General features: G+C 62.4%; 18 protein-coding genes and 2 pseudogenes. 12 read left to right on the forward strand and 8 right to left on the reverse strand.

Translation table 11 applies throughout. The annotated features are described in order from the left end of the window. Positions 1-126 precede the first annotated feature (126 nt). Complete coding sequence (locus RHP72_RS25940) at positions 127-567, forward strand: VOC family protein (RefSeq protein WP_064687801.1); 441 nt, start codon at positions 127-129, stop codon at positions 565-567. A 21-nt stretch (positions 568-588) separates the two neighbouring features. Here the strand turns inward: RHP72_RS25940 and RHP72_RS25945 are convergent, their stop codons facing one another. Together RHP72_RS25945 and RHP72_RS25950 are read right to left on the reverse strand one after the other, a co-directional pair. After that, positions 589-1,188, reverse strand: coding sequence for a TetR/AcrR family transcriptional regulator (locus RHP72_RS25945; protein WP_030536496.1), 600 nt, complete (start codon positions 1,186-1,188; stop codon positions 589-591). A 75-nt stretch (positions 1,189-1,263) separates the two neighbouring features. Continuing rightward, positions 1,264-2,697, reverse strand: a complete 1,434-nt coding sequence (locus tag RHP72_RS25950; protein ID WP_064687802.1) for an FUSC family protein — start codon at positions 2,695-2,697, stop codon at positions 1,264-1,266. 58 nt (positions 2,698-2,755) lie between these two features. Between RHP72_RS25950 and RHP72_RS25955 the strand changes: the two genes are divergently transcribed. After that, positions 2,756-3,271, forward strand: coding sequence for a MarR family winged helix-turn-helix transcriptional regulator (locus RHP72_RS25955; RefSeq protein ID WP_003940222.1), 516 nt, complete (start codon positions 2,756-2,758; stop codon positions 3,269-3,271). Position 3,272: 1 nt separating this feature from the next. Here the strand turns inward: RHP72_RS25955 and RHP72_RS25960 are convergent, their stop codons facing one another. Further along, on the reverse strand, positions 3,273-3,677 hold the full coding sequence (locus RHP72_RS25960; RefSeq protein WP_019745591.1) for a PaaI family thioesterase: 405 nt from the start codon (positions 3,675-3,677) through the stop codon (positions 3,273-3,275). 117 nt (positions 3,678-3,794) lie between these two features. On the opposite strand from RHP72_RS25960, the gene RHP72_RS25965 reads away from it, so the two are divergent. Continuing rightward, positions 3,795-4,238, forward strand: a complete 444-nt coding sequence (locus RHP72_RS25965) for a helix-turn-helix domain-containing protein (RefSeq protein WP_064687803.1) — start codon at positions 3,795-3,797, stop codon at positions 4,236-4,238. A 2-nt stretch (positions 4,239-4,240) separates the two neighbouring features. Here the strand turns inward: RHP72_RS25965 and RHP72_RS25970 are convergent. The 4 genes and pseudogenes from RHP72_RS25970 to RHP72_RS25985 all read right to left on the reverse strand — a co-directional run bounded on the left by RHP72_RS25970 (position 4,241) and on the right by RHP72_RS25985 (position 6,353). Beyond that, positions 4,241-4,697, reverse strand: a pseudogene (locus tag RHP72_RS25970) (PPOX class F420-dependent oxidoreductase). Between the two features lie 33 nt (positions 4,698-4,730). Then, positions 4,731-5,240, reverse strand: coding sequence for a hypothetical protein (locus RHP72_RS25975; RefSeq protein WP_030536492.1), 510 nt, complete (start codon positions 5,238-5,240; stop codon positions 4,731-4,733). A gap of 70 nt (positions 5,241-5,310) precedes the next feature. Further along, positions 5,311-6,126: a DUF72 domain-containing protein gene (locus RHP72_RS25980; RefSeq protein ID WP_136470894.1), complete on the reverse strand. Its 816-nt coding sequence runs from the start codon at positions 6,124-6,126 to the stop codon at positions 5,311-5,313. A gap of 44 nt (positions 6,127-6,170) precedes the next feature. Next, on the reverse strand, positions 6,171-6,353 hold the full coding sequence (locus RHP72_RS25985) for a hypothetical protein (protein WP_007729726.1): 183 nt from the start codon (positions 6,351-6,353) through the stop codon (positions 6,171-6,173). An 81-nt stretch (positions 6,354-6,434) separates the two neighbouring features. On the opposite strand from RHP72_RS25985, the gene RHP72_RS25990 reads away from it, so the two are divergent. The 5 genes from RHP72_RS25990 to RHP72_RS26010 all read left to right on the forward strand — a co-directional run bounded on the left by RHP72_RS25990 (position 6,435) and on the right by RHP72_RS26010 (position 10,261). Beyond that, entirely contained in the window at positions 6,435-6,755 is a 321-nt protein-coding gene (locus tag RHP72_RS25990) for a GYD domain-containing protein (protein ID WP_007729728.1), read from the forward strand. Positions 6,756-6,799: 44 nt separating this feature from the next. Next, positions 6,800-7,648 (forward strand): LLM class F420-dependent oxidoreductase, encoded by an 849-nt coding sequence (locus tag RHP72_RS25995; RefSeq protein ID WP_039973116.1) that lies wholly within the window; start codon positions 6,800-6,802, stop codon positions 7,646-7,648. Positions 7,649-7,723: 75 nt separating this feature from the next. Further along, positions 7,724-8,473, forward strand: coding sequence for an SDR family oxidoreductase (locus RHP72_RS26000; protein ID WP_047271926.1), 750 nt, complete (start codon positions 7,724-7,726; stop codon positions 8,471-8,473). A gap of 62 nt (positions 8,474-8,535) precedes the next feature. Further along, entirely contained in the window at positions 8,536-9,000 is a 465-nt protein-coding gene (locus RHP72_RS26005) for an Rrf2 family transcriptional regulator (protein WP_311093996.1), read from the forward strand. A gap of 118 nt (positions 9,001-9,118) precedes the next feature. Further along, the gene (locus RHP72_RS26010; RefSeq protein ID WP_311093997.1) at positions 9,119-10,261 is read left to right on the forward strand and encodes a diguanylate cyclase; all 1,143 of its coding nucleotides are present in this window, start codon (positions 9,119-9,121) and stop codon (positions 10,259-10,261) included. A 27-nt stretch (positions 10,262-10,288) separates the two neighbouring features. Here RHP72_RS26010 and RHP72_RS26015 read toward each other — a convergent pair. Further along, positions 10,289-11,041 (reverse strand): annotated as a pseudogene (locus RHP72_RS26015) (helix-turn-helix transcriptional regulator); the annotation flags it as partial. A gap of 148 nt (positions 11,042-11,189) precedes the next feature. Here RHP72_RS26015 and RHP72_RS26020 point away from each other — a divergent pair. From RHP72_RS26020 to RHP72_RS26035, 4 genes are read left to right on the forward strand one after another with little or no spacing between them, the layout of a single operon-like run. Further along, positions 11,190-12,227 (forward strand): zinc-dependent alcohol dehydrogenase family protein, encoded by a 1,038-nt coding sequence (locus RHP72_RS26020; protein ID WP_311093998.1) that lies wholly within the window; start codon positions 11,190-11,192, stop codon positions 12,225-12,227. Between the two features lie 36 nt (positions 12,228-12,263). Then, the gene (locus RHP72_RS26025; protein WP_311093999.1) at positions 12,264-13,742 is read left to right on the forward strand and encodes an MFS transporter; all 1,479 of its coding nucleotides are present in this window, start codon (positions 12,264-12,266) and stop codon (positions 13,740-13,742) included. Continuing rightward, positions 13,717-14,103, forward strand: a complete 387-nt coding sequence (locus RHP72_RS26030; RefSeq protein WP_007729735.1) for a DUF2255 family protein — start codon at positions 13,717-13,719, stop codon at positions 14,101-14,103. Before RHP72_RS26025 ends, RHP72_RS26030 begins: the two co-directional genes overlap by 26 nt. 29 nt (positions 14,104-14,132) lie before the next feature. Next, the gene (locus RHP72_RS26035) at positions 14,133-14,546 is read left to right on the forward strand and encodes a cupin domain-containing protein (protein WP_311094000.1); all 414 of its coding nucleotides are present in this window, start codon (positions 14,133-14,135) and stop codon (positions 14,544-14,546) included. Positions 14,547-14,556: the final 10 nt, after the last annotated feature.

Here is a 14,556-nt window from a genome sequence, read left to right on the forward strand (position 1 = left end):
GTAGATTTTGTTTAACCGATCGGTCAAGCAAAATCTTGCAGCTTCGTGAAACGTATATGTCGAGATTCCGGCCCCAACTCCGACCTAGCATCGAACCGCACGAAAAAACAGTAGGAGGATGTGTCCATGGCACACGTACAGCGTTTCGACCACATCGGCATCACCGTCACGGACCTCGAATCAGCGACGGCATTCTTCGTCGGTCTGGGTCTCGAGGTGGAGGGCACCGGATCCGTGGAGGGTGAGTTCGTGGAAACCGTCTGCGGTATCCCTGGAGCCAAGTGCGAAATCGCCATGCTGCGCCCGCCGGGCGAAGGATCACGGCTCGAGCTCTCGTCCTTCGTCACGCCCGAGCACGTACCCGGATCGCCTGCTCCGATGGCCAACGAGATCGGGATACGCAACGTGTCTTTCGAGGTGGGCGATCTCCAGGCTGCGGTCGACGCGGTGGCTGCGGACGGTTACGGACTCATCGGCGGGATCGGCGAGTACGAGAACAGCGTGCGCATGGCCTACGTCCGGGGGCCTGAAGGGATCATCGTGTCCCTGTTCGAGCAGATCGCCTGAAGCGTCACGGCATTCGGAGCGTCAGATCGCCTTCCAGGAGCTGGCCAGAGCGCCCATCGCAGCCGCGAATTCGGCGAACGCCGCGTCGATTCTGACGCGGTCACCGGTGGTCACCAGATCGAGCGTCAACCCGCGAATCTGCGCCAACACGATCGTCGCGTAGCGATCAGCGCGATCGGGTGGACATCCGTGCGCGAGCGCAGCTTCCGCCAAACCACCCAACCAGTCCCCCACCACATGGTCGAGAAACTCGCGATACCGCTCCGGATGCAACAACGCCTGTCCGTAGATCTCGAACATCAAGCGAAAGTTCGGCAACGATTCCGCTGATGTGCGCCCATTCCAGTAACTCGTCAACATCTCGACGATGTCGGTCCCGGAAGAGATGTCGAGAGAAGAGCTGTCTCGCAGGGTGGCAACCACTTCAGTGAGCAGTTGTTCCTTCGAACCGAAATGATGGATGAGTGTCGCATGACTGATCCCCAGATCCTTGGCCAATGGCCGCATGGACAGTTCACCGACGCCGTTCGCCGTGACGTACGCGGTTACCTGCTCGAGCAATTCGGCACGGCGATGCTGGTAACGCAGTTTCCGGCCGTCGACCGGCGTGCTGTCCTCCACCTGCAGGAGCCTACGCAGTACCGGAAACACAGCAGTACCGGAAACACGGCAGTACCGGAAACACGGCAGAACCGGTTACACGGTGACGTGGTGGCGATCCGATCGACTGATCGTCACAGCGGCGACGACAACACCGATCACCACGCCGATGAGAGTGTCCGCGACGCGAGCCACTGCCGCTTCGGTCCCGATCGGAGCACTGAAACCGATGAGGAGCAGTGCCATCGGGGTGACGGCCAGTGATGTCAGTGCATAGTTCTTGATCACGAGCAACTCAGCAGCAGTCTGCAGAATCACGACCACGGCAACCGCTTGCCAGTAGCCGAGCGTCAATGCGATGAGAGCAGCAGCGACGACGGCGCCACCGACATTTCCCACCAACCGCTGAATCCCACGCTGGACGGTCTGCTTGTAGTTCAGCCCCTGCATCGCGGCGATGGCACCCATCGACGCCCAGAGCGGATGCTCCAACCCGGCTCCCGCCGCGAGCCAACCGGCCAGAGCCGACGCTGCCACGATGCGGAGAGCATTCATCCGCACCGGGCGCGAATACAGCCGATTCAATCCTTCGAGAAAATAGCCTTCGGGCGCGGCCAGGTTCTTTGCCGGTGCGAGATCGTGTTCGATCATGCTGGATCGCTTGAGCTTCCGAAGCTCCTTCTCGTGCCGAGCAATGCTGCGAATCAGGGTGGCGTCGCCGTGCAACTGCCACTCCTGAACTGCCGCTTCTGCTTCGTCGAGCACCGCCACCAGTTCGCGTCCGTGATCGACGGTCGACTTGATCCGGCCACTCGACGCAATAACCAAGCGGGCGTTGGCAATCGATCCGAGCGCCGGTTCCACTCCGTCTGCGCCGGACTGTTCGAGACGCCCCACCGCAGAAACTGCACGGGCAACTGCCAGGCGGGCAGGTCCCATCGGCAGTACGAGCGCTGGGAGCATCGCGGCCGCCCAACCGACCAGAACTCCGAGCGCACCGGCAGTGACCAACCGCGCCAAATCATCAACGCTGGAGGCATATCCGGCTGCACCGGTCGCCGCGAAGACGAGGATGACGGGCCCTGGCCCGGTGATCCGGAAGCCCGACATGAAGCAGTACGACGCACCCGCAAGCAAAGAGAGGATGCCGATCTGCAACCACATCGGAACGCCCGCGACACCCATGGCGCCGCCGAAGGCAATCGAAACCACCAGTGCAGCACCCACCATTGCCAGCTTGCCGGCCAACCGTGGATACGGCTCGTACCTGCCGAACGCGGCGCACAGCGCGCCCAAGGCCGCGAAGCCGGCCAATTCCCGATGCCCGAGCAGTCCGCCGACCACGAGGACTACGGCGGTGGCGAGCCCGACCCTGATCGCGGGGGCGATGGTCGCGTCGGCAGATCCGACGCGAAAAGCCGCTCGCCACGTCGCCCCGGAGACGGTATGTGCAATGGCTTCACTCGAATGAGTGAGACGGCTGGGCGTCCTGGCTGCGGTTTCGGTTCGGCTCACCCACCCAGCATACATTTATTTCACTAGTAAATTACTTGTGAAGTAATGTGAAATCTGTCGCTAAGATGGGGCCATGGGCGCGGCGAACAGATCCGAAGACGACTTCATCGACAAAGTCCGTCGCGAATGGAAGCGCGCCTACCCGGAGTTCGACACCGCCCCCGTCGAAGTGATGGGCCGAATCGCCCGCATCAACGCGCAGTCTCTTCACCAGCTCGACCGCGCACTGGCGTCCAGCGGGGTCTCTCGCGCCGAATTCGACGTGATGAGTGCACTCGCTCGCAGTGACCGTCCCCTGCGGGCGAGCGAAGTCACCGCCGTCACGATGGTCAGCGGCGCCGCCACCACAAAACACGCAGACCGCCTGGCCAAGCTGGGCTTTGTCGAGCGTCAGCGCTTCGAACACGACGGACGAGTGGTTCTGCTTCAACTCACCGATGCCGGTCGCGCATTGGTCGAGGCAGAGTTTCCCCGACGCGTCGAGCGAGACCGTCAAGTACTCACCGGACTCGACGAGGACGAACGTGCCCAACTGACGGCACTGCTCAAACGCATCTCACTCAACATCGACTCGGGGATCTGGGACTGACCTACTTCGGCAGCGGCACGTTCTGCAAGCGCACCTGACCGCGCGCCACCTCTTTCCCCGATTCCGGATCGGTGATGACCACCGACCACAACTGCTGAACGCGTCCCTGCTGTATCGGCACAGCCACGACGTCCACGCGCCCACCCGTACGCGCCCGCAGGAAATCCGTTCCGTTGTGCACTCCGACGGCAAATTCGCCACGGTCCGCCACTGCGGTACTCGCCCCGATGCTCGCGGCCGACTCGACGGCAGTCGTGTAAACGCCGCCGTGGACAACGCCCCACGGAGTGTGGTGTGCCTCGGACAGATCGATGTGCCCGACAACCTTCGTGCCAGACACCTCGTCCAGTTGCAATCCGGCAGCGCTGACGAATCCGCTTGCTGCCTCGAGATTCAATTCCGTCATGACGACCCCTCATCTGCTCCGTTGGATTTCTCGACCTACCTTCCGCCCTCGAATACATGCCGTCAAGTGCTAAGTTGGAATTCCCAACTAACATTTCCAACTAACAGGGGCCCAGAGATGACGGCGACAAAAGGACGCAACTGCTCCATCGCCAACGCCTTGGAGGTCGTCGGCGAGAAGTGGTCACTGTTGGTGCTCCGAGAAATCGTCCTCGGGCAACGACGGTTCGACGAGATCGCCGCGGGCACGGGAGCCAGCCGCGACATCCTCGCCGCGCGTCTACGCACCCTTGTCGACGCCGACGTCCTCACGAAGCGACGCTACGAAGACCATCCACCGCGCTACGAATACGTCGCCACCGAATCAGGGAAGGCGCTCTATCCCATTCTGATGGCGCTCATGGAATGGGGGGACGCCTTTGCGACGACGGGTCCACCGCCAACCGTCGTCGAACACCGTTGCGGTGAGATCCTGCACGCCCAAGTTGTGTGCGCGCACTGCAAAGAGCCGCTGGCCGCCAAAGACGCGCATGTAGTCGAACTCTCGCCGCCTGCTCGATAGCGTCAGCGTCCGGGCGGAAACCCGCCTGTTGCGATCGGACCCCAGGAGTCGACGGTGACGCGGATCAGGCTCTTACCCTGCTTGCGCATGGCTTCGCGGTACTCGTCCCAGTCGGGATGATCACCGGCGATGGATCGGTAGTAGTCGACCAACGGTTCCACCGAGTCCGGGAGGTCGATCAACTCCGCGGTTCCGTTCACCTGGACGTACGGGCCGTTCCACTCGTCGGAGTGGATACACAGAGACACCGCCGGGGGTGCGGCGGACATTCGCGGCCTTGGCCCGTTCCGGGTACGTGGAGATGACGATCCGACCCTCGTCGTCGACCCCGCACGTCACCGGAGAGATCTGCAACTCGCCGGATTTCTTCACCGTGACGAACGTGGCCCGATGGCGCGGCCTGACGAATTCGAGGAGCTCGGCAAACGACACACGATCTGCGCTGGCGATCTTGGACATGACCTCAGCCTAATTCGATTTACGAACTGACGCTCAGGGCATCTCGATGGTCTGAGCACGTGCGATTTCGCCGATTGCACGAATGATGTACGCGCTCTGAGCTTTCTTCACTCCGGTCGACAAACTCCCGATGACCAGAACCGCCGAACGCAGGTACGCGCCGTGCCCGATACGGAACGAATCGTCTTCCAGATCCGAGATCCCGAGCGCCCCGGTGTAGACCGCAGCGAGCGCCTGCACGTCCAGATCCGGCAGCCACACGATCGTGGACTTGGCGCAGGCGGTGAGCGCATCCTGCACGTCCTCGCTGGACAAGCCGTCCGGATGCGTGTCCTCGAGCAATTCGCGCACGATCGCCGCGTGAACCGAGCTGACCTGCTCGAACGAGAGCCCGCGCAGTTCCTCGACAGCCACGAGTAGTCCGTCACGATTTGCCGCCCGCACCGCGGCGAGTGCGTCGGCCGTGGCATCGGCGATGTCACGGGCGACCTTCGGCCAATGCGTCGGCCAGCTCTGTTCTGGCGTCCGCTGTTCTGGCGTCATCGTGGTATCTCCTCGGTCCTCGTGTTCATGCGGAAGCCTTCCACATCCCACCGACAGGCCAGGCGATCCGTCAGCGCAGCCGCTCCAACAAGGACATTGCGTTGTGCGGCGCAAAGCCTTTCATGTCGTTGTCGAAGTAGACGTACACGTCGAGGCCCTCGTCCATCCAGTCCCGAAAGCGCTTGGACCACTTGTCCAGAGCTTCGTCGGTGTACCCACTCGCATACAGTTCCTTGTCCCCGTGCATCCGCACATAGACAAAATCGGCAGTAGGAGTGGTGATGCGGGGATACCTGCCGGCTGTGTCTGCGACGACAAAACCGATGGAGTGCTCGCGCATCAGGTCCACGGCTTCGTCGGTCTCGAAGCTGGCGTGCCGCGCTTCCACCGCGTAGCGAATCGGCACGTCCCTCTCGGTCTGGGCGAACACTCGGTCTTCGGTGAGTTTGTCGTCGTGCTGTGCTGCCAGATCTGCTGCAGCCTGCGTGGTACGGGGAAGACCGTCGAAGAAGTCGGCCAATCGCTGCGATTCGAACTGCAGCGTCGGAGGTAGTTGCCACAGAATCGGCCCGAGCTTGGGGCCGAGGGCGAGCGTTCCGGCGGCAAAGAAGTTGGCGAGTCCGTCACGGGCGTCGAGCAGCCGTTTCATGTGTGTGATGTACCGGCCGCCCTTGATCGCGAACACAAAATCTTCGGGAGTTTCGCTGCGCCATTTGGTGTAGCTTTCCGGCTTCTGCAGCGCGTAGAACGAGCCGTTGATCTCGATCGACGCCAATCTCTCTGCGGCATAAGACAATTCTTTGCGGTGAGCAAGACCTTTCGGATAGAAATCTCCGCGCCACGCGGGATACGTCCACCCGGAGATACCTACCCGAATATCTGCCATCGATTCAGACTAAGCGGCACTCGAGCGTTTTGGCACTCCGTGTTTCAAACTCCGGCGCTGAGCGCGACGGATACCGGTACGACGGTCAGGCACACCACCGCACCGACGAACAACGCGATCACGAGGCGACGGTCCCACTTTCCGCGTGCACCACTGGCAGCGAGCATGAAGATCACAAAACCTACACACACGGACACGATAGTCACGATCACCGGAGTTCCAACCATGCCGTGATTGTCCCCTACCCATTGCCACCGAGCGCCCTACGGGTACACGATCGAAGTACCCATCCCGAGCTAGGAGTGGAAATGCCGAAATACCTCTGGCAAGTGACGTACTCACCCTCCGGCGCCGCCGGTCTACAGCAGGAGGGAGGCACTGCGCGGCGCGACGCGATAACGCGAATGGTCGAAAGCATCGGTGGCACTGTCGAATCCTGCCACTTCGCACTGGGCGGTCACGACATGTTCGTGATCGGCAACCTGCCGGACGACGTCGCGGCAGCCGCATTGAGCATTCGCACGGCTGCGGCAGGTGCAGCACGCTCGGAGTCGATCACACTGCTCACGCCGGAGCAGATCGACGAGGCAGTCAAGCGACCGACCGACTACCGCGCGCCGGGCAAATGACGACGGAAGGAATAGATCCCGGCAGCAGCCGAGTTGCACCCGCTGTGACGGAGACTACGAAAACACCTGACCTGGGAACCTACGGAATCTGGCGAGGAGCGGCTGGTTTGCCGCCCGAGCTGGGAACTGCGATCGAGAAACTCGGTTTCGGCACCATCTGGATCGGCGGCTCCCCACGCGCCGATCTACGGATCGCCGAGAAACTTCTCGACGCGACCGAGCACATCACCGTGGCAACCGGAATCGTCAACATCTGGTCCTCACCTGCGGCTGAGGTGGCGGAGTCCTATCACCGACTCGAAGCCGCGCACCCGGGTCGATTCCTGCTCGGCGTAGGCGTCGGACATCCGGAGGCTACCGGCGACTACACCAAGCCGTACGCCTCGCTCGTGTCGTACCTCGACGAACTCGACGCGGCCCAGGTCCCGGAAGCGCGGCGCGTCCTCGCCGCACTGGGGCCGAAGGTGTTGAAACTGTCCGCCGCTCGCGCCGCCGGCGCGCATCCGTACCTGACCACCCCCGAACACACGGCCGAAGCTCGCGAAATCCTCGGCCCTTCGAAGATCCTGGCCCCCGAGCACAAGGTTGTCCTGGAAACCGATCCGGAGAAGGCCAGAGCAATCGGTCGCCCCGCCGTCGCCAACCCGTATCTGTATCTGCGCAACTACACGAGCAATCTCGAGCGCCTCGGTTTTGCGCCCGAAGAGTTGGCCAACGAGGGGAACGATCGCGTCATCGACGCCCTGGTTGCGCGGGGTACCGCGAAGTCCATCGCGGATCGACTTCGGGAGCATGTCGCGGCGGGTGCCGATCACGTTGCGATCCAAGCACTTCCCGCCGAAGGTGATCCGATCGCGACCTACGAAGCACTGGCCGCCGAACTCTTCGACTGACCGGGCAACCCTTGACTTGGATAAGTGGTGTCCGAGTATACTTGGACACTACTTATCCGAGTAAAGGAGAAAAACATGAAGATCGTCATTTTCGGAAGCGGACTCATCGGAAGCCAGGTCGCCGCCAAGCTCGCTGACGCCGGGCACGACGTGAAGGCGCTCGGTCGCGGCGACGGGATCGACATCACCACCGGCGCAGGTATCGCCGAGGCAGTCGAGGGTGCCGACGTCGTCGTGGATCTGACCAATTCCCCGTCATGGTCGGACGACGACGTCTTGGCCTTCTTCCGCGACGGAACCGGCCACATCCTCGCCGCGGAGGAGAAGGCAGGCGTCGGGCACCACGTCATCCTGTCCATCGTGGGTGCCGATCGACTGCCCGATTCCGGGTACATGCGAGCCAAGGTCGCCCAGGAAGACCTGGTCAAAGCGGGCCCGACCCCCTACACGATCGTCCGATCGACCCAATTCTTCGAGTTCGTCGCCGGAATCGCCGACGCGGGAACCACCGACGGCGCCGTCCACGCAACGCCGGGACATCTGCAACCCATCGCGTCTCGAGACGTCGTGTCCCACGTCGCCGAGGTAGTGACCGGCGCGCCGCAAAACGGCACGGTCGAGATTGCCGGACCCGAACCGCTGGGCATCGACGAACTGGTCCGGCGCTTGTTCCTCGTCACCGGCGACAAGCGTTCGGTTATCTCCGATCCCGAAGCCGGCTACTTCGGCGCGAAACTCGACAACTCGGCACTGACCCCGACACCCGGTGCAGATGCATGGATCGCGCCGACAACATACGACGCGTGGCTTGCCGAGAAGGCCTGACGTCGACAACTCGAGCGACGTCCGGCCCGCACCGCTTTCCGCGGCGTCGATAGAGTCCAATCATGAAGCTTTCCGGAGGCGTGGAGTGGTCACTCCACTGCTGCGTGGTTCTGAGCCAGTCCGAAGGGCCGGTACCCACAGCCAGACTCGCCGAACTTCACAGGGTGTCGAAGACATACCTGGCGAAGCATCTGCGAGCGCTCGCGCACGCCGGTCTGGTCAATCCGACCGAGGGCCGAGACGGCGGGTACGTTCTCACCCGGGCTCCCGAGAAGATCACCGTTCTCGACGTCGTACAGGCCGTTGACGGCACCGAACCTGCGTTCCGGTGCACGGAGATTCGACAGCAAGGAATCCTCGCCGCCCCACCGGAACAGTGCCGTTCCGCCTGCGGAATCGCCAAGGTCATGGCCGACGCCGAAAAAGCCTGGCGCGCATCACTGTCGGGGGTCACTATTGCAGATCTTGCTGCAACCCTGGACCTTCCGGCACTCAGAAAGATCCTGACCACACCGATCACACCCTAGAGCAGCCCACACCCCACGAGACGGCAATCCATCGTTCAACTATCGGGTACCTTGTTCGGGGATCAAATCTTGACGAAGAATCTTCCGGGAATTTTCGCAAGATCTCGGAGGGGGTTTCATGGGAGTCAGTGGCGCTGCGGGGTTGGGGCAGAACATTCGTCAAACAACGGGACTGTTGAGTCGCTGGTGGTCTCTTGCGTACGACGGCGAATGGTTCCCGAGGTTCCTGGCTGCTCGATCGATGTTGGGGACAGCCAGGGTGGTCGTCACCTTTTGGTGTGCTGTGTTCGTGGCACTCGCCGTACTGGCTCAATTCGTGAAGGGTGGCGCAACCGAGCTCCCTGAACGGCTCGCGGCGGGCGCAGCATGCATGATCGCGCTCTACTGCATGATTCGCTGGTCACTCGGACGGTCTTGGCCGAGTCACCATCAATCCGTTCGTTTCGTTTCGCTCACCAATATCTGCTTGTCCTTGACACTTCTCGCCGGAATCCATTCGAGCTTCCTGGCATTGACCGGCACCGTCCTGTTCGTGGTCGTCGCGAACTATTCGTCGGTATTCCACAGCCCTCGAATAGTCACCGCACAGATCACCGGCGCGCTGTTCGTCGTTGCGCTACTGACAATTCGAGCTGTAACCGATCCGGATACCGACTCTTCGCTGTCGGTGTCCACTGGATTCGTCATCGGGTGTGTTATCGCTTCAGCTTCGATGACCGTGCATTTCCTCGTCCTGTATTTGACCGACGACGCACGACACTCTTGGCGTGATCCACTCACCGCTGCCCTGAATCGACGTGGGCTGCACAATGTCTGGCAACAGTTGTTCGGTGTCGGCGAACTCCAAGGACACGTAGTCCTTGCGGTGGTGATCGATGTCGATTCGTTCAAGAGCGTCAACGACAAACTGGGTCACGCGGAAGGCGATCGGATGCTGGTGACAGTCGGCCGGCGCCTGAACTCGGTGGTCGGAGAGGTCGGACTGGTTGCGCGGACTGGCGGCGACGAGTTCGTGATTCTCATGCCCGTGGAGCCACGTCGCATCGAACAAACCGTGGTGGACATTCACAATTCGATATCGCGGCCCGCCGGCCGGCAGTCGATTTCCGTGAGCGTCGGAGCCAGCGTGTGGCTGTCCTCGACAATCCCGGACGCTTCGGGAACCATCGATCGGATTCTTGCCGATGCCGACAACGCGATGTATCGGGCGAAACGACGAGGTGGAGACCAGGTAGCTTGGGCAGTAACGCATCTGAGCTGAATCGGCACGACTACCTGCCGATCGAATTCAGAGCGCCGCTTCGCTGTCGTTCGCCGGATCCAGCTGATCCTGGGTTGCCGCCCAACTCGCCAAGAGTTTGAGTGCGTCAGCCGTGGGCGTCCCCGGCGCCGCGGTGTAGACCAGCAGTGTCAGCCCGGGATTGGACGGCAGTTCCATCGCCTCGAAGTTCAGCTCCAGGTCGCCGACGACGGGGTGACGAACCTTCTTGAATCCCGTCCGATGAAAGCGCACATTGTGTTTCGCCCACCGGGTGCGGAATACCTCACTGCGAGTGGCAAGTTCACCGATGAGCTCGGTCAGCGCCCTGTCATGGGGATTGCGCCCCGCTTCCGAGCGGAGCATCGCGGCGATGTCGTCTGCCGCGCGCTCCCAATCCACGAAGAAGTCCTGCGATGCCGGGTCCAGGTACACGAACCGGGCGTAGTTCGCCGGCCTACGTGGATCGGCCAACACCGGCGAATACAACGCGCGCGCCATACGATTGGCCGCCAGCATGTCGTGCCTGGCATTACGTACCCACGCCGGCGCGTCGGTGATGGCGTCGAGTATCTGCTGAATCGCCGGGCTCACGCCCTTGGGGGCGGGCCGCTTTCTACTCGGTGCGCCTGCACTGGCGGCCTTCGCGAGGTCGTACAAATGGGCAGTTTCGGCTTCGTCGAGTTGCAGTGCTCGGGAAAGGCTTTCGAGCACCGAGTCCGACGCTCCCGCCAGATTTCCGCGTTCCATGCGCACGTAGTAGTCGATGCTCACACCGGCGAGCGGAGAAGACCGAGGGAGGTACTGCCGTTACCTGGAACAACAGACACTCCCGCGCCCGCGAGGCGCGGCGTTGACTGATTGCAGTCGACCGGTCCACGCCGAAACGTCGACTTCGAAGCACGCGACACCAGAAGCAAGAGGGGACACCATGCGAGCAACCATCATGTACGGCGCCGGAGACGTTCGGGTCGAGACCGTGCCCGATCCGGCACTGCAGCAGCCGACGGACGCGATCGTGCGGGTCGTCAGGGCGTGCGTTTGCGGCTCTGACCTGCACCCTTACCACAACATGCCGGCCACACCCGGTGGTTCCCCGATGGGCCACGAATTTGTCGGAGTGCTCGAAGAGACCGGTCGCGAGGTGTCCACGTTGAAGAAGGGCGACTTCGTCATCGCCCCCTTCGCCTGGTCCGACGGGACGTGCGACTTCTGCCGCGAAGGCTTGCAGACGTCTTGCCGACACGGTGGATTCTGGGCCGGAAACGGGATCGGAGGCGGTCAGGCAGAGGCCATCCGAGTGCCGTTGGCAGACGGCACCCTGGTCAAGGCGCCGGTCGGTGAGGATTCCGAACTCCTACCGTCACTGCTCACACTCTCCGACGTCTTCGGCACCGGCTATCACGCGGCGGTCAAGGGTGGCGTCAACCAACGCACGACGGTCACGGTCATCGGCGATGGAGCCGTGGGGCTGATGGCAGTGCTCTCCGCCAAACGCCTCGGCGCCGAGCGCATCATCCTCATGGGGCGCCACAAGACCCGCACGGATCTCGGTCTCGAGTTCGGAGCCACCGACGTGGTTGCCGAACGTGGAGACGAGGGCATCGAGAAAGTCCGCGAACTGACCGGAGGCGACGGCACTCATGTCGTCCTCGAAGCGGTAGGTCACATGCCTGCCTACGAGCAGTCGCTCGGAGTTGTCCGACCGGACGGCATCATCAGCCGAGTCGGAGTACCCCAATACGAAGAAGCTCCAATCGGATTCGGGACACTCTTCGGACCCAACATCACACTCACCGGTGGACCGGCCCCGGTGCGCGCGTACATCGAAGAGCTGATGCCGGATGTGCTCGATGGAAAGATCGAGCCGGGCAAGGTCTTCGACCACACCGTCGGACTCGACGACGTAGCGGAAGGCTACCGAGCCATGGACTCCCGTGAATCGTTGAAGGTCCTCGTCCGCCCGTAGTCCACCACTTGCGAAAGTCCACCACTTGCGAAGAAGATGCGCGTGACCCACATTGCCACCCGTCCTGTTGCCGGTCGCATCAATCCCACCGCGATCCTGGCGATCATTCTGATCAGCTATTTCATGATCCTGCTCGACAATTCGATCATCTTCACCGGGCTACCCAGCATCCAAAGCAGCATGGGTTACTCGGCAACCGGGCTGTCCTGGGTCCAGGACGCCTACACCCTGGTGTTCGGCGGGCTTCTCCTGCTGGGTGCTCGTCTCGGGGACATCTTCGGCCGTCGTCGCGTATTCGTGGCCGGTCTCGCGATTTTCGCGATTGCGTCGTTTCTCGTCGGGGTCGCGCCGAACGGTTGGTGGCTCATCGCAGCGCGCGCTCTCCAAGGCGTCGGAGCAGCAGTGGTCGCCCCGGCGTCGCTGTCACTGCTGACCGCCAGTTTCCCGCCCGGCCCGGAGCGAACGCGCGCTGTTGCCTGGTACGGCGCTGCTGCGGGAATAGGCGCCAGCCTCGGACTCGTGATCGGCGGCGCCCTTGCCGACTGGGTGTCTTGGCGCGCAGGCTTTTTCATCAACGTTCCGATCGGTATCGCGATGATCGCTCTCGCTCCCCGGTTCATTCCGGAAACCGAGCCCAACTCCGGACGTTTCGATGTGACCGGCGCTGTTCTCGCCACACTCGGGATGACCGCGCTCGTCTTCGGCACCGTCAACTCGGCCGAAGCGGGGTGGACCTCACCGATCACCGTTGCGACACTGGCGGCCGGGGCGATACTACTGACCTTGCTCTTCCTCAACGAAGCGAGAGCGGAGCAGCCGATCATGCCACTGAGGTTGTTCCGTAGCCGGGAGCGATCCGGGGCGTACGCCGCCCGAATGCTCTATCTGGGTGCCATGATCGGATTCATCTACTTCACGACTCAGCTACTCCAAGGCGTCATGGGCTTCAGCGCGTTCCAAGCAGGCATCGCCTTCTTCCCGATGACGATCGTCAATTTTGCTGTGGCGATGCTTATTCCGCGACTGACACCGCGATTCGGAAATTCCGCAATTCTGTCGGTTGGCATTGCCGTCACCCTAGCCGGGATGGCGTGGCTCAGTCTGGTCCATCCCGGCAGCACGTACCTCACTGCGATAGCACTTCCGATGATCTTGATCGGCGCCGGACAGGGGTTGGCTTTCGCCCCACTGACTTCTGCTGGCATCTCCGGGGTACAGGCCGAAGATGCCGGTGCCGCATCAGGATTGGTCAACACTGCACATCAACTGGGCAGTGCTCTCGGACTCGGCATCCTCGTCGCAGTCTCCGCGGGCGCCGGATCCTCTGCCGACGACGCTACAACGGCACTCACCGATCACGTATCAACGGCTCTCACCGCAGGCACCGCCCTGCTCGCCGCTTGTCTCGTCATCGTCCTCGCACTGATCGTCCCGGCTACGAGAACGCGAAGTACCGCAAAGCAATTCGACCAGGAGAAAGGAAGCCGAGATGTCGCACTCGTGGACCGAGGCTGAACTGACCAAGATCGGCGACGCCGAGGAGTTGCAGGTCTCCTCGTACCGCCGAGACGGAACCGCAAGGCCGTACGTCACGATTTGGGTTGTCCGTACCGACAACCAACTGTACGTTCGCTCGGCCTACGGAACCGACAACCCGTGGTTCGTCCGAGCAACGGCAAGTGGAACGGGCCGAATCCGAGCAGGAGGAATCGAGCGGGACGTGGCGTTCGAGTCCGCCGCACCGGATGCCCACTCGTCGATCGACTCCGCCTATCACACCAAGTACGACCGCTACGGCCCGCAGATCGTCGGCTCCGTCACCGGCCGCGCCGCCGCACCCAACACCATTCGACTTGTTCCGCTGACGCAGAACTGAACCGCCCCTTTCGATTCCGAGGAGACCTCATGGAAATCTTGAAGCCCCAGCCCACCAGCAAAGCATCCAGCGACTGGTTCACCGGCGACGTCTGGTGGGACGTCATCTACGCCGGCCAGGAGCCGTCGAGGATGCGCGCCAACATGGTTCGCTTTGCACCGTGCGCGCGAACCGACTGGCACTCCCATGCAGTCGGACAGACCCTCCACATCGTCTCCGGTACCGCGCTGGTTCAAGCTCGCGGCGGCGAGATCGTCGAAGTCCACCCGGGTGAGACCGTCTACACCCCAGCGGGAGAGGAACACTGGCACGGCGCGGCACCCGACCGTTTCATGAGCCACCTCGCACTGTGGGAAGGACCCGGCGACGGAAGCACCGAAACTACATGGGGCGACAAAGTCACCGATGAGGAATACGGCGGTCCCCGCGCCAGACGTCGTTGAGACCGGACAC

The organism is Rhodococcus sp. SG20037, assembly GCF_031763325.1.
GTDB classification, from domain to species: Bacteria; Actinomycetota; Actinomycetes; order Mycobacteriales; family Mycobacteriaceae; genus Rhodococcus_F; species Rhodococcus_F qingshengii.